21 protein-coding genes are annotated in these 22057 nt (G+C 67.5%); 10 read left to right on the top strand and 11 right to left on the bottom strand.

Going from position 1 to position 22057, the window contains the following annotated elements:
- On the top strand, nt 1-301 hold a 301-nt coding region (locus WFK61_RS21385), incomplete at its 5' end, for a hypothetical protein (RefSeq protein WP_336814085.1).
- A gap of 250 nt (nt 302-551) precedes the next feature.
- Here the strand turns inward: WFK61_RS21385 and WFK61_RS21380 are convergent.
- Nucleotides 552-2177, bottom strand: coding sequence for a long-chain-fatty-acid--CoA ligase (locus tag WFK61_RS21380; protein ID WP_336814084.1), 1626 nt, complete (start codon nt 2175-2177; stop codon nt 552-554).
- A 135-nt stretch (nt 2178-2312) separates the two neighbouring features.
- Here WFK61_RS21380 and WFK61_RS21375 point away from each other — a divergent pair, with 135 nt between their 5' ends.
- The 4 genes from WFK61_RS21375 (at nt 2313) to WFK61_RS21360 (ending at nt 6345) form a co-directional block, all read left to right on the top strand.
- Nucleotides 2313-2777 (top strand): MarR family winged helix-turn-helix transcriptional regulator, encoded by a 465-nt coding sequence (locus WFK61_RS21375; protein ID WP_257734966.1) that lies wholly within the window; start codon nt 2313-2315, stop codon nt 2775-2777.
- Between the two features lie 6 nt (nt 2778-2783).
- Nucleotides 2784-4247 (top strand): amidase, encoded by a 1464-nt coding sequence (locus tag WFK61_RS21370; protein WP_336814083.1) that lies wholly within the window; start codon nt 2784-2786, stop codon nt 4245-4247.
- 302 nt (nt 4248-4549) lie between these two features.
- On the top strand, nt 4550-5926 hold the full coding sequence (locus WFK61_RS21365) for an aspartate aminotransferase family protein (RefSeq protein ID WP_336814082.1): 1377 nt from the start codon (nt 4550-4552) through the stop codon (nt 5924-5926).
- A 209-nt stretch (nt 5927-6135) separates the two neighbouring features.
- Nucleotides 6136-6345, top strand: a complete 210-nt coding sequence (locus tag WFK61_RS21360; protein WP_336814081.1) for a hypothetical protein — start codon at nt 6136-6138, stop codon at nt 6343-6345.
- A 332-nt stretch (nt 6346-6677) separates the two neighbouring features.
- Here the strand turns inward: WFK61_RS21360 and WFK61_RS21355 are convergent, their stop codons facing one another.
- On the bottom strand, nt 6678-7274 hold the full coding sequence (locus WFK61_RS21355; RefSeq protein ID WP_336814080.1) for a L,D-transpeptidase: 597 nt from the start codon (nt 7272-7274) through the stop codon (nt 6678-6680).
- A gap of 222 nt (nt 7275-7496) precedes the next feature.
- Between WFK61_RS21355 and WFK61_RS21350 the strand changes: the two genes are divergently transcribed.
- On the top strand, nt 7497-8426 hold the full coding sequence (locus WFK61_RS21350) for a histone deacetylase family protein (RefSeq protein WP_336814079.1): 930 nt from the start codon (nt 7497-7499) through the stop codon (nt 8424-8426).
- A gap of 16 nt (nt 8427-8442) precedes the next feature.
- Here the strand turns inward: WFK61_RS21350 and ribB are convergent, their stop codons facing one another.
- Both ribB and aroC read right to left on the bottom strand, forming a co-directional pair.
- On the bottom strand, nt 8443-9723 hold the full coding sequence (gene ribB, locus WFK61_RS21345; RefSeq protein ID WP_336814078.1) for a 3,4-dihydroxy-2-butanone-4-phosphate synthase: 1281 nt from the start codon (nt 9721-9723) through the stop codon (nt 8443-8445).
- A 105-nt stretch (nt 9724-9828) separates the two neighbouring features.
- Nucleotides 9829-10947, bottom strand: coding sequence for a chorismate synthase (aroC, locus tag WFK61_RS21340; protein WP_336814077.1), 1119 nt, complete (start codon nt 10945-10947; stop codon nt 9829-9831).
- A 386-nt stretch (nt 10948-11333) separates the two neighbouring features.
- On the opposite strand from aroC, the gene WFK61_RS21335 reads away from it, so the two are divergent.
- Nucleotides 11334-12119 carry a pseudouridine synthase gene (locus WFK61_RS21335; RefSeq protein ID WP_336814076.1) on the top strand — a complete coding sequence of 262 codons (786 nt, stop codon included), beginning with the start codon at nt 11334-11336 and terminating at the stop codon, nt 12117-12119.
- Nucleotides 12120-12129: 10 nt separating this feature from the next.
- Here WFK61_RS21335 and WFK61_RS21330 read toward each other — a convergent pair whose 3' ends face one another.
- Together WFK61_RS21330 and WFK61_RS21325 are read right to left on the bottom strand one after the other, a co-directional pair.
- On the bottom strand, nt 12130-16149 hold the full coding sequence (locus tag WFK61_RS21330) for a Pls/PosA family non-ribosomal peptide synthetase (protein WP_336814075.1): 4020 nt from the start codon (nt 16147-16149) through the stop codon (nt 12130-12132).
- 250 nt (nt 16150-16399) lie between these two features.
- Nucleotides 16400-16996 carry a histidine phosphatase family protein gene (locus WFK61_RS21325; protein ID WP_336814074.1) on the bottom strand — a complete coding sequence of 199 codons (597 nt, stop codon included), beginning with the start codon at nt 16994-16996 and terminating at the stop codon, nt 16400-16402.
- Between the two features lie 140 nt (nt 16997-17136).
- On the opposite strand from WFK61_RS21325, the gene folP reads away from it, so the two are divergent.
- The 3 genes from folP to folK are packed head-to-tail and all read left to right on the top strand — an operon-like array spanning nt 17137 to nt 18855.
- A complete protein-coding gene (folP, locus tag WFK61_RS21320; RefSeq protein WP_336814073.1) occupies nt 17137-17979 on the top strand; it encodes a dihydropteroate synthase in 843 nt (280 codons plus the stop codon).
- Nucleotides 17976-18350, top strand: a complete 375-nt coding sequence (folB, locus tag WFK61_RS21315; RefSeq protein WP_199087159.1) for a dihydroneopterin aldolase — start codon at nt 17976-17978, stop codon at nt 18348-18350. The genes folP and folB overlap by 4 nt, the downstream gene beginning before the upstream one ends.
- Nucleotides 18340-18855, top strand: a complete 516-nt coding sequence (gene folK / locus WFK61_RS21310) for a 2-amino-4-hydroxy-6-hydroxymethyldihydropteridine diphosphokinase (RefSeq protein ID WP_336814072.1) — start codon at nt 18340-18342, stop codon at nt 18853-18855. Before folB ends, folK begins: the two co-directional genes overlap by 11 nt.
- Nucleotides 18856-18868: 13 nt before the next feature.
- Here folK and WFK61_RS21305 read toward each other — a convergent pair whose 3' ends face one another.
- The 5 genes from WFK61_RS21305 to WFK61_RS21285 form a co-directional block, all read right to left on the bottom strand.
- A complete protein-coding gene (locus tag WFK61_RS21305; RefSeq protein WP_336814071.1) occupies nt 18869-19189 on the bottom strand; it encodes a type II toxin-antitoxin system PemK/MazF family toxin in 321 nt (106 codons plus the stop codon).
- Complete coding sequence (locus WFK61_RS21300) at nt 19183-19437, bottom strand: AbrB/MazE/SpoVT family DNA-binding domain-containing protein (RefSeq protein ID WP_336814070.1); 255 nt, start codon at nt 19435-19437, stop codon at nt 19183-19185. The genes WFK61_RS21305 and WFK61_RS21300 overlap by 7 nt, the downstream gene beginning before the upstream one ends.
- Nucleotides 19438-19507: 70 nt before the next feature.
- Entirely contained in the window at nt 19508-20347 is an 840-nt protein-coding gene (gene fabI, locus WFK61_RS21295) for an enoyl-ACP reductase FabI (protein ID WP_089174211.1), read from the bottom strand.
- Nucleotides 20348-20502: 155 nt separating this feature from the next.
- Nucleotides 20503-21432, bottom strand: coding sequence for a DnaJ C-terminal domain-containing protein (locus tag WFK61_RS21290; RefSeq protein WP_336814069.1), 930 nt, complete (start codon nt 21430-21432; stop codon nt 20503-20505).
- Between the two features lie 149 nt (nt 21433-21581).
- Nucleotides 21582-22052, bottom strand: a complete 471-nt coding sequence (locus WFK61_RS21285; protein WP_336814068.1) for an RT0821/Lpp0805 family surface protein — start codon at nt 22050-22052, stop codon at nt 21582-21584.
- Between the last annotated feature and the right edge of the window lie 5 nt (nt 22053-22057).

Here is a 22057-nt window from a genome sequence, read left to right as displayed (position 1 = left end):
CTCGGCCGGCTCGCTCTCCGGCCGGATCGAGCAGCTCAACGCGCTGGTCGCGACCTTCCGCACCGGCCGCGAGGCGGCGGGCCAGACGGCTTACGCCCAGCCGGCCGCGACAGGCCTGCGTGCGGTCAAGGCGCCGATGCGCGCCGCGCGGCCTGCGCCTGCCGCCGCGACCTCCGGTGAGCCGGAGCGGCTGCGTCAGCTGGCCGAAGCCGCCTTCGTCCAGTCCCGTGCGCCCGCGCCCCGCAAGGTCGCCAATGGCGGCGGCGGCCGGGCCAGCGATTCCGGATGGGAAGAGTTCTGAGGCCAACAGCCTCCGGATCATCCCCAAACACGACATGCGCGGCGCCCGAAAGGGCGCCGTTCGTGTTTCAGGCGACAGCCAGTCCCCTTCGACTATGCATCGAAACACGACGGTCATCCCGGGCGACCAAAGGGAGACCCGGGATCCATTCCGGAACCTTTTCCCGCTAGGCTCCGGAATAGATCCCGGATCTCCGCTGCGCTCCGTCCGGGGTGACGCGCTCAGTATGAAAGCGTTGCGGCCCCCTTGATCAGCCCGGCAAACGATAATCGCTGAACATCTCGCGCAGCTTCGTCTTCTGGATCTTACCGGTCGCGGTGTGGGGAATGGCCTCAACCAGCACGACATCGTCGGGTAGCCACCATTTCGCGATCTTGCCGGTCATGAAGGCGAGCATCTCGTCCTTGCCCGGCTTGCGCCCCGGCTTCGGCACGATCACCAGCAGCGGTCGCTCGTCCCATTTCGGATGGGCGACGCCGATCACTGCCGCTTCCGCGACATCGGGATGGCCGACGGCGAGGTTCTCGAGGTCGATCGAGGAAATCCATTCGCCGCCGGACTTGATCACGTCCTTGGAGCGATCGGTGACCTGCATGTAGCCGGCGGGGTCGATGGTCGCGACGTCGCCGGTGTCGAAGAAGCCGTGCTCGTCGAGGATACCGTCCTCGTTCCGATAATAGGCGCCGGCGACCGCAGGGCCGCGCACCTTGAGCCGGCCGAAGGTCCTGCCGTCCCAGGGCAGGTCCGCGCCGGCATCGTCGGTCAGGCGGAATTCGACCGTGAAGGGCGGATGACCCTGCTTCACCTTGAGATCGTAGAGCGCATCGCCTTCCAGCGCTTCATAGACCGGCTTCAGCGAGCAGAAGGAGCCGAGCGGGCTCATCTCGGTCATGCCCCAGGCATGAGCGACGGTGACGCCGAACTTGCGCTCGAAAGCCTCGGTCATCGCACGCGGGCAGGCCGAGCCGCCGATGACGACGCGCTTCAGTGTCGAGAGCTTGCCGTTCGTCGCTTCCAGATGTTGGAGCAGGCCGAGCCAGACGGTCGGCACCGCCGCCGTCATGGTCACGCCCTCCTCTTCCAGCAACTGATGCAGCGAGGGACCGTCGAGCCGGGCGCCCGGCATCACCAGCTTGGCACCGGTCATCGGCGCGGAATAAGCCAGCGACCAGCTATTGGCGTGGAAGAGCGGCACGACGGGCATCACCGTGTCGCGCGCCGACAGGCCCATATAGTCCGGCGCAGCGCAGGCCAGCGCATGCAGCACGTTGGAGCGGTGCGAATAGAGCACGCCCTTCGGTCCGCCGGTCGTGCCCGAGGTGTAGCAGAGCCCGGCGGCCGTGTTCTCGTCGAAGCGCCCCCAGACGAAATCGTCGTCCGCCTCGGCCAGCCAATCCTCATAGGCGACGGCGCCCCTGAGTTTCGTCTGCGGCATATGCGCGGCGTCGGTCAGGACGATATAGCGCTCGATGCTCGGCAGCTTGTCCTGGATCGCCTCGATCATCGGCACGAAGGTGAGATCGAGGAAGAGCAAGCGATCTTCCGCGTGGTTGACGATCCAGGCGATCTGCTCCGGGAAGAGGCGCGGGTTGACCGTATGCGTGATCGCGCCGATGCCGCTGATGCCATACCAGAGCTCGAGATGGCGGTCGGTATTCCAGGCGAGCGTCGCGACGCGGTCACCCAGCGCGATACCGTCTTTCCGCAGGCGCTTCGCCACTTTCAGCGCACGACTGCGAATCTCGACATAGCTGCGTCGTCTGAGGGCGCCATCCTCGACGGCGCGGCTCACCACCTCGCGCGTGCCGTGCTGGATGGCGGCGTGGTCGATGATGCGGTGGAGCAGAAGGGGCCAGTCCTGCATCAGGCCGAGCATGCGCATGTCCTCCCAGATCCGTTTTGCCGGAGGATAGCGAGGGGCTTCCGCGAAAGGGAAGTCATCCCATCGAAGGCTCGCCTGCGCGCGTGAGATGGTTTAGGTCTGATCCTTCAAAGAGCGGGGGGAAACGCCATGACCGCAGCGAAAGCCGTTCAGCCGGCCGCCACGGAACCGGATCGTGTCTGGTTCCGCTTCATGCGGCTGCACCAGCGCATGCTGATGCAGATGACGGCGCGCATCCGCACGCTCGGCCTGTCGATCCCGCAATTCGACCTGCTCTCGACGCTGACCGAGCAGGAGGGCATCAGCCAGAGCGAACTGGCCGAAAAGCTCTATGTGACCAAGGGCAATGTCTCGGGCCTCGTTGACCGGCTGGTGCAGGCCGGGCTCGTCGAGCGCCGCGCCATCGCCGGCGATCGGCGCTCCTATGCGATGCATCTGACCCCGGAAGGTCGGCGGCTTGCGGAGGCCGGCATCGCCGCCCAGCGCGATTTCGTCGCCAGCACGCTCGGCAAACTGAAACCGGACGACCTCGCCGAGCTCGACCGGCTGGTGCTGGTCTGGCGCGACCTCGCCCGCGCCGTCGACGCCGAGTGAGCGGCCATGGCTGACGGCATCGACCTGACGGCCTCCGCCACCGCCCTGCGCCAAGCGCTGCTTGCCCGCCGCTTCAGCGCCACCGACCTGCTCGAAGCGACCTTCGCCCAGATCGACGCGCTGAACCCGCGCCTCAACGCGATCGTCGCCGAGGATCGCGACGCCGCCCGCGCCATGGCGAAAGCCTCGGACGCGCGCATCGCCAACGGTACGGCCCGCCCGCTCGAAGGGCTGCCGATCACGATCAAGGACGCCTTCGACGTTGCCGGCCTGCCCTCCTCCGGTGGCTTGCCGGCCTATCGCGAGCGCGTGCCGGCCGAGGACGCGGCACCCGTCGCAAGGCTGCGGGCGGCCGGTGCGGTCATCATGGCCAAGACGAACGTTCCCGTCTTCTCCGGTGATTTCCAGAGCTACAACCCGGCCCATGGCGTGACCAATAATCCCTGGGACGAGACGCGCTCGCCCGGCGGCTCCTCGGGGGGAGCGGCCGTCGCGGTCGCGACCGGCATGAGCGCCTTCGAGCTCGGCTCCGATCTCGGCAGCTCGATCCGCTGGCCCGCCCATGCCTGCGGCGTCTTCGGCCTTAAGACGAGCTGGGGGCTGGTCTCGACCTGGGGCGCGATCCCGCCGCCGCCCGAGCGCCGGACCTTGCGCAATGCCGACCTGATGGTCGCCGGCCCGATCACGCGCGCTGCCGAGGATCTCGGCCTGATCCTGCAGGTGATCGCGGGACCGCGCGATACCGCTCTCTCCGCCCCCGCCCTGCCGGAGCCGCGCCGAACCAGCGCCAAGGGCCTGCGCGTCGCGCTCTGGGCCGACGATGCGTTCGCGCCGGTCGACAAGGAAGTCTCGGATGCCGTGCGCGAGGCCGCGCGCCGCCTGGCCGAAGCCGGCGCGATCGTCGACGAGACGGCGCGCCCTTCGGTGCGCTTCGCTGACGCCTTCGAGGTCTATGCGCTCTTGAACCACGCCGTCGTCGCCTATGGCCTGCCGCCGAAGGTGCGCGCCCGCATTCAAGCGCAAGCCTCGCGCTTCAGCCCGAACGACCTGTCGCACCAGGCCCTGCAGGCGCGCGGCGCGCGGATGACGCCGGGCTTCTACCAGCAGATCAACCAGCGCCGCCTCGCCCAGAAGCGGCAATGGGCCAGCTTCTTCACGCGTTACGACGTCGTGCTCTGCCCGCCGGCGCCGGTCGCCGCAATCCCGCATGACCATGGCCCGGACATCCATGCGCGACGCCTTATCGTGAACGGCGAGCCGCGGCCCTATCTCGATTTCCTGCTCTGGGCGGCGCTTGCCACGGGCGCGGATCTGCCGGCCCTGTCAGCTCCGGTGATGCGCTCCAGCGAGGGCCTGCCGCTGGGCGTCCAGATCATCGCGCCCTTCGGCGAGGACCGCACGGCCATCGCCGTCGGCGCGATGCTGGAGGAGCTGGGCAGCCGTTTCACCCCGCCGCCGGTCGCTGGTTAGGTCATTTTCTGGGGAAGCACGCCGTCATCCCGGGGCTTGCCCCCGGGATCCATCGAAAGGCGTCGCACTCTACGATGGATCCCGGATCTCCGCTTCGCTCCGTCCGGGATGACGCGCATTTTCACGGAGGCGCAGCTAGTTTTCAGGCCGCGTGAGCGGCCCTAGCGCGCGTTTGGCGCGAAGCCTTTCCGTTTCGCTCGCCCTGCGGCAGAGTCTACCGTCCCCTGCGCCAAAATCGCTCAACATTTGCGGTCATATCGGCGTATGCTGGAAAGAATATTAAACAGAGCCGGGAGCCCATCATGCTGTCGAATGTCGCCGTCAGGGATATCGAGACCCTCGTCCATCCCTATACCAACCTCGCCACGCATCGGCAGACGGGCCCGCTCGTGCTGGAGAGCGGCAAGGGCATCTATGTCTACGATTCCGCCGGCAAGGAATATATCGAGGGCATGGCCGGGCTCTGGTGCACCTCGCTCGGCTACTCGAACCAGGAGCTGGTCGAGACCGCCTATGAGCAGATGAAGAAGCTGCCCTTCACCCATATCTTCGGCGGGCGCAGCCATGACCCCGCGATCGAGCTCGCCGAGAAGCTGAAGGAGATCGCCCCGGTTCCGATCTCCAAGGTGTTCTACGGCGCCTCCGGCTCCGACGCCAACGACACCCAGGTCAAGATCGTCTGGTATCTCAACAACGCGCTCGGCCGGCCGCAGAAGAAGAAGATCATCTCGCGGCTGAAGGGCTATCACGGCGTCACCGTCGCCTCGGCCTCGCTGACCGGCCTGCCGAACAACCATATCGATTTCGACCTGCCGCTGCCGGGCATCCTGCACACCTCCTGCCCGCATCACTACCGCTTCGCCGAGCCCGGCGAGAGCGAGCAGGACTATTCCACGCGCCTCGCGGCCGAGCTGGAAGAGATGATCCTGCGCGAGGGGCCGGACACGGTCGCCGCCTTCATCGCCGAGCCGGTGATGGGCGCCGGCGGCGCGATCGTCCCGCCGGAGGGCTATTTCGAGAAGATCAATGCCGTGCTCGCCAAGTACGACATCCTGTTCATCTCGGACGAGGTCATCACCGGCTTCGGCCGCACGGGCAAGATGTTCGGCACCGAGACCTACGGTCTCAACGCCGACTCGATCTCGCTCGCCAAGCAGATCACCTCGGCCTATTTCCCGCTCAGCGCCGTGATGATGAACGACAAGATCTATGACGTTCTCGTCGACCAGAGCCGCAAGATCGGCACCTTCGGCCACGGCAACACCTATGCCGGCCACCCGGTCGGCTGCGCCGTCGCGGTGAAGACGCTGGAGATCTACCAGCGCGAGAAGATCGTCGACCATGTCGAGAAGGTCTCGCCGACCTTCCTGCGCCGCCTCACCAAGCTGAACGAGCACCCGCTCGTCGGCGAAGCGAAGGGCGTCGGCCTGATCGGCGGCGCCGAGCTGGTCAAGGACAAGCAGACCAAGGCCTCGTTCGAAGGCAAGAAGGGCGTCGGCGCCAAGGCCGTGGCCTATGCGCTGGAAGAGGGCTTCATCACCCGCGCCATGGGCGACCGCCTCGCCTTCTGCCCGCCGCTCGTCATCAACGAGGCCGAGATCGAGGAAATGTTCAACCGCTGCGAGCGCGCCCTCGATAAGACCCTGAACTGGGCCAAGGCCGAAGGCCTCTTCGCCTGAGCGCCAGACATCGCATGAAGACGGAGGGCCGGGCGGCAGCGCCCGGCCTTTTTTCTGTTCAGCAATAAGGCGGAATCCGGGATCGCCGCCCGAAAACGCCACGAACAGATCACAGAGGCGCCCCGGCGCCGTCCCGATCAGGCGTCAGAGATGGAGGGGTCGGCTGGCGCGAGCCGCCGGCACGAGGTCCACAGCTTGAGTCAGGAGCCATGCTTCAACGCGACGCCCATTCCACGACACCGGTCCGCAAGGGTTTCCACGACGCCACGGCGCGGGCGACCTATGCGACCCTCTTCCGCCCGATCGCGATTCAGGCGGTCGCCGCGGGAACCCGACAGATGTCGCCTGCGTTGAAGCAGCACGGCGAAGCACGCAGGGCCGATCTGCCCGGCGTTCTGCGCCACGGTTTCGACGACTGAAACCTCCCCTTCGAGACCCTATGACTTGGCCGGTGCGGAGCTTGCTCCCACCGGCCTTTTTCTTGGGCGGTGCCGTCGAGACCGTCCGAGAGCCGTGATTTTGCGAAGCCGCCTTGTCATTCCGGGGCATGCCGCAGGCATGAACCCGGAACCCACGACTGGGTGCGGCGCTTCGCTTCACTGATCGGGCAAAGGCTCGCCCGGTCGTGGGTTCCGGGTTCTTCGCTACGCGAAGCCCCGGAATGACAAAGGCAGCTCACCCAAAAGCATACCCGAAACGAAAACGGGCGACCCGAAGGCCGCCCGCCGCATTCTCCGGATCGTCCGATCGCTCAGACGACGATGACCTTTGCGCCGACCGGCACGCGGTTGAACAGGTCGATCGCGTCGATGTTGCGCATCCGGATGCAGCCGGACGAGGCCGAGCGGCCGATCGTCTCCGGCTCGTTGGTGCCGTGGATGCGGTAAAGCGTGTCGTGGCCGTTCTGGTAGAGATAGAGCGCGCGGGCGCCGAGCGGGTTTTCCGGCCCGCCATTCATCCCGCCCGCAACCGGCTTCAGATGCGGCCAGCGCTTGACCATCTCGGCCGGCGGCGTCCAGCGCGGCCATTCGGCCTTGCGCTGCACCACGGCCTCGCCGGTCCAGCCGAAAGCCTCGTCACCGGTGGCGACGCCGTAGCGGATCGCCTTCTTGTTCGGCAGGACGAGGTAGAGGAACTTCTCCTTCGTATCGACATAGACCGTGCCGGGCGGCTGCCCGGTCGGATCGGCGATCTCGTAGGGGAGATAAGGCAGGTAGGTGTCGAACTTGGGGACGAGCGCGATATATTCCGCATCACGGGCTGACAGCTCCGGAGCGGCCACGCTCTTATACTGGCAGGCGCCCAGCAGGGCGGACAGCGCCAGCGCGACGAAAACGGTCTTCTTCATAGCCTCCACCCAGCCGACCCGAAGGCAGCCGTTATGATGAATCGAACGTTAACGCTTCGTATCGCCAGAGCGCTTCCCCAAAAGCGGCGGCTCGGCGAAGCACTAGGCCTCAAACGGCCAGGGTGCAATCCGGTTCCGTTTCCGGGGCTCAGAAGGCCGTTTGGCGTGGCAAAGCGGCCACGCATGGCGTTTCAGGCGGATGTGCTGCAGGGGTAACCGGCTTTGACGACCCTGCTCTTCACCCATCCGGCGAGCCTCGCGCACGCGATGCCGGCGGGCCACCCCGAATGCGCCGACAGGATCAAGGCCGTCGAGCAGGCGCTCGAGGCCGAGCGATTCGCGGCGCTGATTCGGCTGGAAGCACCGCTCGGCACGCTCGAGCAGGTCGCGCTCTGCCATCCTGAATCCTACGCGCGGGCCCTGATCGCCTCCGCTCCTGGGACGGGTTTCGTCCAGGTCGATGCGGACACGCTGATGTCGCCGGGCACGATCGAGGCGGCGCTGCGCGGCGTCGGCGGGGCCGTTGCCGCCGTGGACGAGGTGATGACGGGCAAGGCGCGCAACGCCTTCGTCGCGATGCGCCCGCCCGGCCACCATGCCGAGCGCGAGCGCGCCATGGGCTTCTGCTTCTTCAACCACGCCGCGATCGCGGCCCGCCACGCCCAGAAGACGCATGGCGCCGAACGCGTCGCCGTCATCGACTGGGACGTGCATCACGGCAACGGCACGCAGGACATCTTCTGGGACGACGCTTCGGCGCTCTACGCCTCCGTCCACGAGATGCCGCTCTATCCCGGCACCGGCTCGGCCATGGAACGCGGCACGCAGGGCACGATCGTCAACGCGCCCTTGCGTGCCGGCGACGGCTCCGACGAATTCCGCGATGCCTTCGAGACAGCGATCCTGCCGCGCCTCGATGCCTTCCGCCCGGACCTCGTCGTGATCTCGGCCGGGTTCGATGCGCATTGGCGCGATCCGCTCGCCAGCCTCAACCTGCGCGAGGCCGATTTCAGCTGGGCGACCCAGAAGCTGATGGAAGCCGCCGACCGCCATGCCGGCGGCCGGGTCGTCTCGGTGCTGGAGGGGGGCTACGATCTCGATGCGCTGGCGAAATCGACGGCCGCCCATGTCTCGGCGCTGATGGAGGGTTGAGCGCCGGGCGCCGCGCTTACTCCAGCGGCGCCGTCCCGGCGATCTCGATACCGAAACCGCTCAGGCCCACGAAGGAGCGCGGCGAGGAGGCGAGGTTCACGATCGAACGGACGCCGAGGTCGCGCAGAATCTGCGCGCCAAGGCCCACTTCGCGCCATTGCTGGCTGCGCAGCGCATCCGAGCCTTCCTCGTCGACAGCCTTGATCGGCACGCCGGCGCTGCCGTCGCGCAGGTAGATCAGCACGCCCTTGCCTTCCTGCTGGAAGCGGCGCAGCGCGCACTGGATCGAGCCGGCGCCGCCGAGCACGTCGGCGACGACATCGGCGCGGTGCAGGCGGGCCGGCACCTTCTCGCCATCACCGAGCTTGCCCATCACGAAGGCAAAGTGCTGGGTGCTGTCGAAGGGCGTGACATAGACATGGCCCGTCACATCGCCGAACTCGGTCTTGACCGGGAAGGAATGCACCCGCTCGACCAGCTTCTCGCGCGACTGACGATAGGCGATCAGGTCCGCGACGGTGATCTGCTTCAAGCCATGCTTCTCGGCGAAGGCGGTGATCTGCGCGCCCTTCATCACCGTGCCGTCGTCATTGGCGAGCTCGCAGATGACGCCGACCTGCGGGAGGTCGGCGAGCTTGCAGAGATCGACCGCGGCCTCGGTATGGCCGGAACGCATCAGCACGCCGCCATCCTTGGCGATCAGCGGGAAGACATGGCCCGGCCGCACGAAATCGGCCGCGCCCATATTGCCGTTGGCGAGCGCGCGGACCGTGTTGGTGCGCTGCTCGGCCGAGATGCCGGTGGTGAGCCCGTGCTTGACGTCGACCGTGATGGTGAAGGCCGTCCCGAGCGGGGCGTCGTTCGAGGATACCATCGGGTCGAGCCGCAAGCGGCGAGCCTCGCTCGACGTCAAAGGCGCGCAGACGATGCCGCAGGTATTGCGGATGATGAAGGCCATCTTCTCCGGCGTGCAGAGCGAGGCTGCGACGATGAGATCGCCCTCGTTCTCACGATCGTCGTCATCGGTGACGATGACGATCTCGCCGCGGGCGAAGGCTTCGATGGTCTCGGCGACATTGTTGGACATGGCAGCCTCGCGTGGCCCGGACAGGCCGAGGAAATCATTGGGGGTGACGGCGCCGCCGGTGGCGGCGGTGATGCGCTCGGCGCTTTCGCGGGAAATCCAGGCGGCAGGATCGTTGCAAAGCGCGGTCACGCTGGCCGGCGACAGGCCGACCTGCTTCGCGAAGGCGCTGCGCGCGATCTTGTTTTGCCGGAGCCAGACGTCGAGCTTCATGCCGTGAAGCTAATACGACGCCGCTTCATCCGCAATGAATGATCGATGCATTTTCAGTATTGCTGAAATGCAAGTTGCGAGGCGGCAGCCGCCGCCCGGCTTATGTCACTCTTGGAATGGCCAGCGCGGCTCGACGACGCCGACCTGCGCGCGATGGCGCAGATACTGGTCGGCCAGCACGCAAGCGACCATCGCCTCGCCGACCGGAACGGCGCGGATGCCGACGCAAGGGTCGTGGCGACCCTTGGTGAACATCTCCGCCTCGCCGCCGGTACGGGTCACGGTCGCGCGCGTCGCCAGGATCGAGGACGTCGGCTTGACTGCAAAACGCGCGACAATCGGCTGGCCGGTCGAGATGCCGCCGAGGACGCCGCCGGCATGGTTGGAGAGGAACAACGGACGCCCGTCATTGCCGGCGCGCATCTCGTCGGCATTCTCCTCGCCGGAGAGCTCGGCCGCGCCGAAGCCTTCGCCGATCTCGACGCCCTTGACCGCATTGATGCTCATCAGTGCGGCGGCGATCTCGGAATCGAGCTTGCCGTAGATCGGGGCGCCCAGCCCCGGCGGCACGCCTTCCGCGACGATTTCCAGCACGGCGCCGATCGAGGAACCGGACTTTCTGACACCATCCAGATAGCCCTCGAAGAAGGCCGCAGCCTTGGCATCCGGGCAGAAGAACGGGTTGCGGCCAACCTCTTCCCAGTCCCAGTTGGCGCGGTCGATCTTGTGCGGCCCCATCTGCACGAGTGCGCCGCGCACGATCATGCCGGGCACGACCTTGCGGGCGATGGCGCCGGCGGCGACGCGCATCGCCGTCTCGCGCGCCGAGGAACGCCCGCCGCCGCGATAGTCGCGGATGCCGTATTTCACGTCATAGGTGAAATCGGCATGGCCCGGCCGGTACTTATCCTTGATGTCGGAATAATCCTTCGAACGCTGGTCGACATTGTCGATCAGGAGCCCGATCGAGGTGCCGGTCGTGACCTGCACGCCGTCGCTCTCGCGGGCGAAGACGCCGGAGACGATGCGGACCTCGTCCGGCTCCTGGCGCTGCGTGGTGAAGCGCGACTGGCCCGGCCGGCGACGGTCGAGATCGCCCTGGATATCCGCCTCGGTCAACGGAAGCAGCGGCGGGCAGCCGTCGACGACGCAGCCGATGGCGGGCCCATGGCTCTCGCCGAAGGTGGTGACGCGGAAGAGATGGCCGAAGCTGTTATGCGACATGGGAGCCCGATACGTTTCCTACCGGCTCTTAAGCCGGATCGGCGCGCGGCGAAACCCCGCACGGACCGCCACGGCCGTTGACAAGGCCTGTCCTCACCGCTTCAACGCAGCCATGAGCCGGACGTTCAGCCCTTCGCGCTCCTGGCGCCCCGGGAGCCCCATCATCGCGGGAGCCTAGCCCCGAGCCGCCCGGCAGGGCCGCTTCGGGGTCGATCCGGCGACGACCGGCCTGCTGGCAGGCGGCGCGCCACCATTTTCCGACATCGACAGGCTTCCACGTCGAAGCCATCCGCCGACCGCGTACGGGACCGGCCGACCGCAAGCGTTCGCGCGCGGGCGGCCGGCGCGCCTCGTTCGCGGCGCGGCGGCCAACGGCCAGGCTCATCATGAGATTTCTCCGCAGGCGCCCCGCGCCGGCAGCGACGGCCAGCGTCAGCCTTGCCCGCGCGCTATCCAAACTCGGCTATTGCTCGCGGACGCAGGCCGAGAAGCTGGTGCGCGAGGGGCGCGTCACGGTCGATGGGCATGGCGTGCGCCATCCCGATCTGCGGGTCGATCCGCAGCGCGCGCGGCTCGCGGTCGACGGCCAGCCGGTAACGGCCGCGCGGCGCATCTACCTGATGCTCAACAAGCCGCGCGGCGTGGTGACGACGGCGAACGATCCCGAAGGGCGCAAGACCGTCCATGCCTGCCTCGAAGGCCTCGACCTGCCGCATCTCGCCCCGGTCGGCCGCCTGGACATGGCAAGCGAGGGCCTGTTGCTGATGACCAACGACACGCGCTGGGCGCAGCGCATCCTCGATCCCGCCTCGGGGGTCGACAAGACCTATCATGTCCAGATCGACCGCGTGCCTGACGAGGCCTTGATGGCCCGGCTGAGAGGGGGAGCGATCGACGGCGACGAAGTCTTGTCGATCCGCTCGGCCGCCTTGCTGCGGAGCGGCGAGCGCAATGCCTGGGTCGAGATGGTCATCGACGAAGGCCGCAACCGGCAGATCCGGCGGATCGTCGAAGCGGCGGGCGCCGAGGTGCTGCGGCTCGTCCGGGTCAGGATCGGCGAGCTCGAACTGGGCGATCTCGCCAAAGGTGCCGTCCGCGAGCTGCGGTCCGAAGAGATGGCGTTGCCGCTCGCCGGGCACCCTGCCGGCGAGCCGTGGGTCCGCGTCGCCTAGGCGCCGCGGATCAGTGCGCCGGCCCCTTCGCCGGCGCGGCCGGAGCGCCCTCCCAGCGCGTATGCGCCGGCAGGTTCTCACCCTTCATGATGACGGTGAGCAGGCCGATCTGGGCGTAGTCGCCGACATGAGTGTCGTAGAGCACGGTCGCGCCCGCACCGACGCAGACGCCCTTGCCGAGGCGCACGCGCCCGACCTTCATCACCCGGTCCTCGTAGAGATGGGTCTGCAGCGCCGAATGGGCGTTCACCGTGCAGAAATCCCCGACCTTGATGCAGTCGAACTCGGTGATATCCGTGGAATCCAGCCAGACGCCCTTGCCGTATTTCGCGCCGAACAGCGTCAGGAACCAGGGCAGGAACGGCGTGCCGCGCAGATAGTCGAACAGCACCTTGCCGCCCAGGCCCCAGTACATCACCGCGACGGCCTCGGTGCGCATCGCCCACCAGGACCACATCGGCTTCATCACGGGCTTGTAGACGCCCATCATCAGCCATTTCACGGCGGCACAGATCAGCGCCTGCACCACGGCGATGGCGACCGCGACGCCCATGAAGGAGAGGACGAGGCCGAGCCAGTCGCCCTCGTTGATCTTCTGCTGCAGCACCATGTCGACCGCGATCGTGCCGAAGGTGATGAACAGCATGGCCGGGAAGGAGGTATGCAGCGCCTCGAACAGGCCGCGCCCGAACTGCTTGGCGAAGGAGGGCTTGTAGGTCCAGTCGGCTCCGAGATCGACCTTCTGCCGCGTCGGCAGGCGGATCGGCGGCGAGCCGAACCAGGTGTCGCCGGGCTGCATGCGATCGTTGGTGGGCGGCTTCGACTTGATGCCGATCAGCACGCGATCGGGGATGACGGCGCCGGGCGGCACCACCGCGTCGTTGCCGACGAAGACCTGATCGCCGGTGCGCGTCGCGTCGAGGCGCATATAGCCACGGCGCATGTCCTCGTCGCCGAAGACGACCTCGTCGGCGATGAAATTGCCGGCGCCGATGCCGGTCAGGTCGTAGCGGCCGGAGAGATTGGTCGATATCTCCGCGCCCTTGCCGATGCTGGCGCCCATCAGCCGGTACCAGGCGCGCATGTAGATGGTGGCGAAGAGTGAGGAGAGCGTCTCCAGCGTCACCTCGGTCGCCAGCGCCACCGTCCATTTGCGGGCGTAGAAGCTGGAATGGATCGACCAGGAACCCGAGGTCACGCGCGGCAAGATCGCCCAGCGCAGGCCCGCCATCAGCAGTACGGTGAAGGCGATCAGGCCGATCGCGGTCGGCCAGGTCAGGATCGGCAGGAACCAGAGATAGCTGATCTCGGTCCAGCCGGCGATCCAGTAGTCGATCTTGTCGAACAGCCAGAAGGCCGGGAAGATCGGCAGCAGGCTGACCGGCGGCAGCACGACCAGCATCAGGATGTAGAAGGCCGTCAGCAGCGCACGGCGGCCAGGTGAGGCCTCGGCCTGCGGCGGCAGGGCCGCGACATCGACCATGCCGATCTTGCGGGCGGGCGTGCCGTCCCAGATCTCGGCCTCGCCGACATGGGCGCTGGGTGCGATCGCGGTAAGGTCGCCGATCTCAGCATGGTCGCCGATCACCGCGCCAGCCCCAAGCACGACCGAAGCGCCGGCGGAGACATCCTTGCCGATGGTGATGCGGCCGATGATCAGCTTGTCGCCGATCGCCTCGCCATTGGCGAAGGTGGTCTTGGAGCCGAAGCTCGTGCCGTCGCCGATCTCGATCAGGTCGATGGCGCCGGCCTCGTAATCGGAGATGATGACGTCGCGCCCGACCTTGGCGCCGAGCATGCGCCAGTAGAAGCGCATCACCGGCGTGCCCTGCAGCCACTTGATATGGACGAGGCCGGCGACGCGGGCGGCGAACCACCAGCGGAAATAATAGACGCCCCAGAGCGGGTAGACGCCCGGCTTGGTCCGGCCGAGCACGAGCCATTTCAGCGCGATGGCGATGAGGCCGGTCACGACGATGATCGCGACATAGACGCCGAGCAGCGCGGCGATCTGGCCGAGCAGCGGCAGGTCCTCGCCCGAGAGGATCATGTAGGTGACGAAGACGCCGAGCCACTGCGCGGTGGCGAGGCCGATGATGACCGGCAGCGCCGCAGCCTGGGCGAGGCCGCAAAGGAAGCGGCGCAGGAAGGGCGGCGGCGTGAAGGAGAGGTCTTCGGCTACGGCGACGCCGCGCTCATCGAGGAGCGCCGCCATCGCCCGGAGCGTCCGGGCGGAATAGACGTCCTGCAGCGTGATGCCGGCATAGGCCGGCGTCTCGCGCACGATCGAGATGAAGCGGGCCGCGAGCAGCGAATGGCCGCCGAGATCGATGAAGAAATCCGCCTCCAGCGGCAGGCTCGCCGTGCCGAGCACGCGCTTGGCCGCCTCCAGCAATGCGGCTTCCGTCGCATTGCGCGGCGGCTCCTGCTCGCCATCGGCGCTCGGCGCCGTCAAGGGCGCCGCCTTCAGCATCTTGCGGTCGACCTTGCCGGAAACCATGCGCGGCAGGGAGCCGGCCGCCTCGAAATGCGCCGGCACCATGTAGGGTGGCAGCTTCTCGCGCAAAGCCGCGCGCAGCACCGGCCCGTCGACCGCGACGCCGGGCTCGGGCACGACGAAGGCAACGAGGCGCTCGATGCCGTCATCGGTGCGCAGCACGACCGCGGCCTGCGCGACGCCCGGCTCGTCGGCAAGCTTGGATTCGATCTCACCGAGCTCGACGCGGAAGCCGCGAATCTTGATCTGGTCGTCGATGCGGCCGTGGAAGACGATATTGCCGTCGGCATCGAGGCTGACGGCATCGCCGGAGCGGTAGAGGATCGGATCGCCCTCGCCCGCGACCCCGGTGAAGGGGTTGGCGATGAATTTCTCGGCCGTCAGCTCCGGGCGGCCATGATAGCCCTTGGCGACACCGGGGCCGCCGATCAGCAATTCGCCCTGCTCGCCCGGATGGACGAGGCGCATGTCCTCGCTGACGACGTAAGCAGTGTAATTCGGGATCGGCTTGCCGATGGTCACGGTCTCGCCGGGGACGACCTCGGCAGCGGTCGCGACGACCGTCGCTTCGGTCGGACCGTAGGTGTTGAGGATGCGCCGGCCGGGTTTCGACCATTTCTGCACGATCGCCGGCGGCAGCGCCTCGCCGCCAAGCAGGATCAGCTTCAGCGAGGGCACATCGGCCGGCAGGATGCCGAGCAGCGTCGGCACGGTGTCGATGATGGTGACGCCGGCCTCGTTCAGGATCGCCGGCAGCTTCTCGGCATCGCCCATCATCTCGGGCGAGGCGACGAAGAGTGTCGCGCCGACGAGATAGGGCGTCCAGATTTCTTCCATCGACAGGTCGAAGGCGACCGAGGCGCCCTGGAAGGCGACGTCGTCCGGGCCGAAGCCGTAGAGCGCGTTACCGGAGCGCAGGAAATGACAGATGTTGCGATGGCTGATGACGATCGCCTTCGGCGTGCCCGTCGAGCCCGACGTGTAGATGAGGTAGGCGGGGTGCTCGACCGTCAGCCCCGCGGGGCGGGCGGGCGGCTCGGTTCCATCGGCATTGGCGGCGAGCCCCTCGGGCGTCCAGACGGTGCGCTCCGTCGCCTCGGCCCGGCCGGCCCAGCCGCTGCAGGTGACGATGCCCTTGGCGTCGGCGTCGTTCAGGCAGGTCGCGATGCGCTCGACCGGCGCCTCGGCATCGAAGGGAATCCAGGCGGCGCCCGCCCGGGTGATCGCGATCTGCGCGACGAGCAGATCGATGCCGCGCGGCATCCACAGGCCGATCATGTCGCCCGGCCCGATGCCGGCGAGCTGGAGACCGCGCGCCTGGCGCCCGGCCTCGGCCCAGACCTCGGCATAGCTCAGGCGGCGGGTGAGATCGGTAAGGGCGGGATGGTCGGGACGGGCTGCGACCGTCGCCGCGAAAATCTCGGCCAGAACCTCGTCCCGAATCAGATCGGGACGCTTCTCGCCGGCCAGCATGGCGAGAGGATTGGCGGCAGCCGCGTCAGACGCCGCCGACAGCTTCGTCATATCGTTCATCGCGCCCCGCTGCGCTGAAAGGCCCGTCGCTGACACCGTGGCAGCCCCCTGCCTCGGCCGTGTGGCGCCTTATCACGCACCTCGTGAAGAAAACCGGAATCGTCGCTCCCGCATCGCGACATCCGCGTGAGCCCCCCGGCCGGGCAGGCCGCCGCATCACGCCGCCTCGCTAGCATATTCTCCCTGCGGAATCACGCGTGAACCGGCCATGAATGCCGCCGGCTCGGTCGCGATCCCGCTCCGTGCAAACTCAGATCCAGTCCGCCTTGTTCCCGCTGACGACGAGCAGCTTGCCCTGCCAGATCTCGACCATGGAGGCCTCGCGCGGCGCCACCGCCCCGACCAGCGCCAGCACGGCCCGCGCGACGCCGCCATGGCTGACGATCACCGTCTCGCGCTTGAGCTCCTCCAGGACCGGGCGGACCCGCTCGGCCAGCATGCGATAGCTCTCGCCGCCCGGCGGCACGAAGCCCCATTTGTCGCGCTCGCGCAGATGGGCCTGCTCGCGCTCGGCCTTGCGGATGTCGCGCCAGGTGAAGCCTTCCCACTCGCCAAAGGTCAGTTCACGCAGGCGGTCGTCGATACGGTATTCGCCGGCCGGCAATGCGAGCTCGCGCCGGAGGATGTCCATGGTCTCCCGCGCCCGCTGCATCGGCGAGCCGATATAGTCGAGATCGGCGAAAGCCGGCTCCAGCACCTTGAGGCGGCTGGCGGCTTCGGCGGCCTGGCGGCGGCCGAGATCGTTCAGCGGAATATCCTGGCCACCCTGGAGGCGCCCCTCCCGGTTCCAGTCGGTTTCGCCATGACGGACGAGGATGAGACGGTGAGGGAGCGAGAGCGGAACCATGATCCGCTTCTGCACGCCGGCACCGGCAGGGTCAAAGCTCTTCCCGGCGCTTTCCGCCGATGGCGACAATCGGCCGCTTTCTGTGGCCGAATTTACACGGCGTGTGTATAGCGCCCTTGCCTCGTCACCAGCGGAACCGCATGCCCCCTGCCCTCACCTTGCCCGACGGCCGCAGTCTCGCGCTTCCCGCGACGCCGCTCGTCATGGGCATCGTCAACATGACGCCCGATTCGTTCTCGGATGGCGGGCTGCTGGCGGATGCCGAAGCGGCGGTCGCCCATGGCGCGCGCCTCGCGGCCGAGGGTGCCGCCATCGTCGATATCGGCGGCGAATCGACGAGGCCCGGCCATGCCGCCGTCGACGCCGCGACCGAGATGGGCCGCGTGCTGCCGGTCATTGCCGGGCTGAAGGCGCGGATCGACGCCGCGATCTCGATCGACAGCTACAAGGCCGAGGTGGCGGAAGCGGCGCTCGCGGCCGGCGCCTCCATCGTCAACGATGTCTGGGGCGCCCAGCGCGACCCTCGCATCGCCGCGGTCGCGGCGCAGGCCGGCGCGCCGATCATCCTGATGCACAACCGCGAGACCATCGACGCCTCGCTCGACATCTTCGACGACGTCCTGCGCTTCCTTGAACGCTCGATCGCGATCGCGACGCAAGCCGGCGTGGCGCGCAGCCAGATCGTCGTCGACCCCGGCATCGGCTTCGGCAAGACGGCCAGGCAGAACCTCGACCTGATCCGCCATCTCGACCGGCTCGCCGTGCTGGGCTGCCCGGTCCTGCTCGGCGCTTCCCGCAAGTCGACGCTCGGGCGCATCACCGGCCGCGAGGTTCCGGCCGAGCGCCTCGCCGCCAGCATCGCCGCGCATCTCTATGGCGCGAGCCGCGGCGCCGCCATCATCCGCGCCCATGACGTCGCCCCGCATATCGACGCGCTGAAGACCTGGGCGGCCATCGAAGACAGCATGAAAGCAGACCTGTGAGCGAAACCGGCCGCATCCTGATCGAGAAACTCGATATCTACGCCTATCATGGCTTCTTCTCGGAGGAGGAGCGGCTCGGCCAGCGCTTCGTGCTCGACCTCGTGCTCGATGCCGACCTGCGCGCCGCCGCCGCCAGCGATCGTCTCGCCGACACGGTCGATTACGGCCGGGCCGTCGCGATCGTCGCGGAGGTCTTCACGGCCAGCCGCTACCATCTGCTCGAAGGCGCGGCGCGGGCCGTCGCACTCGCGCTGTTCGACGCCTTCCCCCCCATCACCAGCGTCGAGGTCACGCTGCGCAAGCCGGCGCCGCCGATCCCGGCCACGCTCGGCTCGGTCGGCATCCAGTTGAGGTTCCAGCGTGAAGGTTGAGGCCGCACTCGCCTTCGGCGGCAATATCGGCGATCCCGTCGCGGCCTTTGCCGCGGCGCTGAAAGGGCTGCGCGAGCATTCCAGCGTGACGCTCGGCCGCCTGTCCTCGATCTATCGCACGCCACCCTGGGGCAAGACCGACCAGCCCGAATTTCTCAACATGGCCGCGCTGGTCGAGACCACGCTGCAGCCGGCGGACCTGCTCGCCTTCTGCCTCGAGCTGGAGCGCGCCGGCGGCCGCGAGCGTCGCGAACGCTGGGGGCCGCGCACGCTCGATATCGACATCCTGACCTATGGCGATGCGATCATCGACCAAGCACGCCTGCAGATCCCGCATCCGCGCATCCCCGAGCGGGCCTTCGTGCTGACGCCGCTGGCCGAAATCCTGCCGCAACGCCGGATCGGCGGGCGCAGCGTCACCGAGCTGCTGGCAGCCGCCACAGACGAAACGATCCGCCGCGACGATGTCGCGACGGATCGGTTGAAAGCGTTGCTGGCGGCGTGAGCCGCCGAGCAAGCTAATCCTCGTAGAGTTCGCGCAGAACAGCCAGAACCCGGCTGAGCGTCGCCGGTGGGGCCGATCCCAGCCGCTTGATCAACCGCGTCTTGTCGAGGGTACGGCTCTGCTCCAGCAGGACCAATCCATCGGTGCCTTGAAAAGAGATCGGAATCCTGAAACCGGCCGGGCGGCTTTTGGAGGTCATGGGCGCGACGATGACCGTGCGCAGATGGTCGTGGATTTCTGGCGGGGAGATGACGAGACAGGGCCGGGTCTTCTGGATTTCGCTGCCGACTGTCGGGTCGAGCGTTGCGAGCCAGATATCACCGCGCTTCACCATGTCAGCTCGGCATCCTCGGCATTGCCGAATTCCGGCCAGACCAACGCGTCATCTCCCGCTTCGGCGAGACGCTTGGCATCCTCGGCCCAGCCTTCGCGCGCCCGCGTCTGCACCGGCTCGATGATGATGCGGCCTTGCTCGACGGTGAGTTCAACACCGTCACCAGCCTTGGCGCCGATCTCGGCCAGAAGAGGCTTCGGAATGACGATGCCCGCCGAATTGCCGATTTTCTTGACCGCGCTGCGCATGGCTTCCTCCATGAAGCCATTATAAGCGCCGCCCTGGCTGGTTACAACAATGTTATAACCAACCCCGATGTCACTCGCCCTTGTCGAGGGAGATATCCGGCGCGGTCGGCACCTTCATGCCGACGACATGGTAGCCGGCATCGACATGCATGATCTCGCCGGTGATGCCGCGCGACATGTCGGAGACGAGGAAGACCGCGGTCTCGCCGACCTCCTCGATGGTGACCGTGCGGCGCAGCGGGGAATTGTACTCGTTCCAGCGCAGGATGTAGCGGAAATCGCCGATGCCCGAAGCCGCCAGAGTCTTGATCGGGCCAGCCGAGATCGCGTTGACGCGGATCTTCGAGGGACCGAGATCGGCGGCGAGATATTGCACGCTCGATTCCAGCGCGGCCTTGGCGACGCCCATGACGTTGTAATGCGGCATCCACTTCTCGGCGCCGTAATAGGTCAGCGTCAAAAGCGAACCGCCATCCGGCATCAGCTTCTCGGCGCGCTGCGTGATCGCCGTGAAGGAATAACAGGAGATCAGCAGCGACTTCGAGAAATTCGCCTCGCTGGTCTCGACATAGCGGCCCGTCAGTTCGTCCTTGTCGGAGAAGGCGATGCAGTGGACGACGAAGTCGAGCTTGCCCCAGAGCTTCTCGATCTCGGCGAAGACCGCGTCGATCGTGGCGCCGTCGGTGACGTCGCAATGACCGACGACATGGCCGCCGAGTTCCTTGGCGAGCGGCTCGACACGCTTCTTCAGCGCATCGCCCTGATAGGTGAAGGCGAGTTCCGCGCCGGCATCCGCTGCAGCCTTGGCGATGCCCCAGGCGATGGACCGGTTGTTCGCGACGCCCATCACGAGCCCGCGCTTGCCCTTGAGGAGATTGGCGGTCGGCGAAACGGCGTTGGAATCAGGCATGGGAGACCCGCAGATGAATGACGAGCAGGTCTCTTAGAACAGTCACAGGGAAACGTGAACCGCTTTGATGCCCGCCTCCACGGCTGAATCGCGCATGAGAGAGCGATCCATGGCCCATGCGGCCCGATTTCGGCCGCATGGGCGCGCGAGCCGGCTTAGTTCGCCTCGTCGCGCGCCTTCATCAGCGCCGTGAGCTCGGCATCGCTGGCAGGCATCTCGATATCGATGGCGACGAAGAGATCGCCGACCGCACCCTTCTCGCCCTTGAGCCCCTTGCCGCGCAGGCGGAACTGCCGTGCCGTGCCGGTCAGCGGCGGGATGTTCATCTCGACCGCGCCGGTCAGGGTCGGCACATGCAGCGGGCCGCCGAGCACCGCCTTGGCGAGCGGCACCGCGACGCGGGTGCGCAGGTCGTTGCCGTCGACGATGAAGCGGGAATCCGGCTTCACCTTGATGGTCATCATCACGTCGCCGGCCTCGCCCGAGAACGGATCGGTCTGGCCGAGCCCGCGCAGGCGCATCACCTTGCCGTCGCTCACCCCCTCGGGGATGGTGATCTCGACCTCGCGACCGCCGGGCAGCTTGACCCGGCGCGTGCCGCCGGTCGCGGCCTGCGCCAGCGTGACTTCAAGCGTGAAGCTCTGCTCCGGCGGCTTCTGCGGCTCGGGCTTGCCACGGGCGCGCCGGGAGCCCTCGCCGAAGAGCGAGGAGAAGATGTCGGAAGCGTCGAAACCGGCATCGCCGCCGCCCGGACCGGCGCGACCGCCGAAGGGGTTGCCGCCGCCCTGGCCGAAATTGAACTCGAAGCCGCCGCTGCGCCCGCCGCGGCCAGCACCCATGCCCTCGAAGCCCTGGAAGCGCGGCTTGCCCTCGGCATCGATCTCGCCACGGTCGAACTGTTTGCGCTTGGTCTCGTCGCCGACGATCTCATAGGCGGCGTTGAGCTCGGAGAACTTGTCCTGCGCCTTGGGGTCGTCCCGGTTGCGGTCCGGGTGCAGCTCCTTGGCGCGCTTGCGGAAAGCCTTCTTGATTTCCGCATCGCTCGCGCCGCGGGCGACGCCCAGAACCTGATAGGGATCGCGCATTCAAACCTCTTTCACACAAAGTCGAACGGCCGGCGCCAAAGCCGCCAGCCGCCCGCTTCAGCTCATGTGGGTACGGTGTGGCGCATACGCAACACCGGCTCGAGGCCGTTTTGCACCCGGCGCGACAACGACGCAAGCGACGTGAAAACCTAGCCCAGGTCCTTCCAGGGGCCCATGTCCTTGACGGCCCACTCACCACCCGAAGGGCGGCAGGCCGTGCCCTGCAGCTTCACCGGCCGGGCCTGCGTCTGGACGCTGGCGATGAAGGCCCGGCAGATCTCGTCGGAACGCAGGAATGGGCCACCGACCGGAATAAAGGAACCCTTGATGCCGCTCTGGGGATTGTCCCAGGAGACGGCGGCGCCATTGCCCTGGGGATCGAGCGCCACGCTCATCGCCCCGTCGGCCCGGCGCATGTCCTCCGGCCCGAGTTCCGCAGTCAGGCTGGCAAGCGGGCCGGCGCGATCGCCGCCGCGTGCCGGGAGGACCGACGAGGTCGTCATCGCCGAGGTCGCGGCGATCTCGTCCTCGCTCTTGCTCGACAGGCCGAGAATCGGGAAGGAAACGGAACAACCGGCGCTGAGTAGCCCCAGCAGCATCGCGGCAGCCAGCGGGCGCATGGGGG

It is taken from the genome of Allobosea sp. MMO-172, assembly GCF_037147855.1.
GTDB lineage: Bacteria > Pseudomonadota > Alphaproteobacteria > Rhizobiales > Beijerinckiaceae > Allobosea.
Note: the sequence above shows the minus strand (reverse complement) of the source record. Positions and strands in the feature narration are given on the sequence as shown.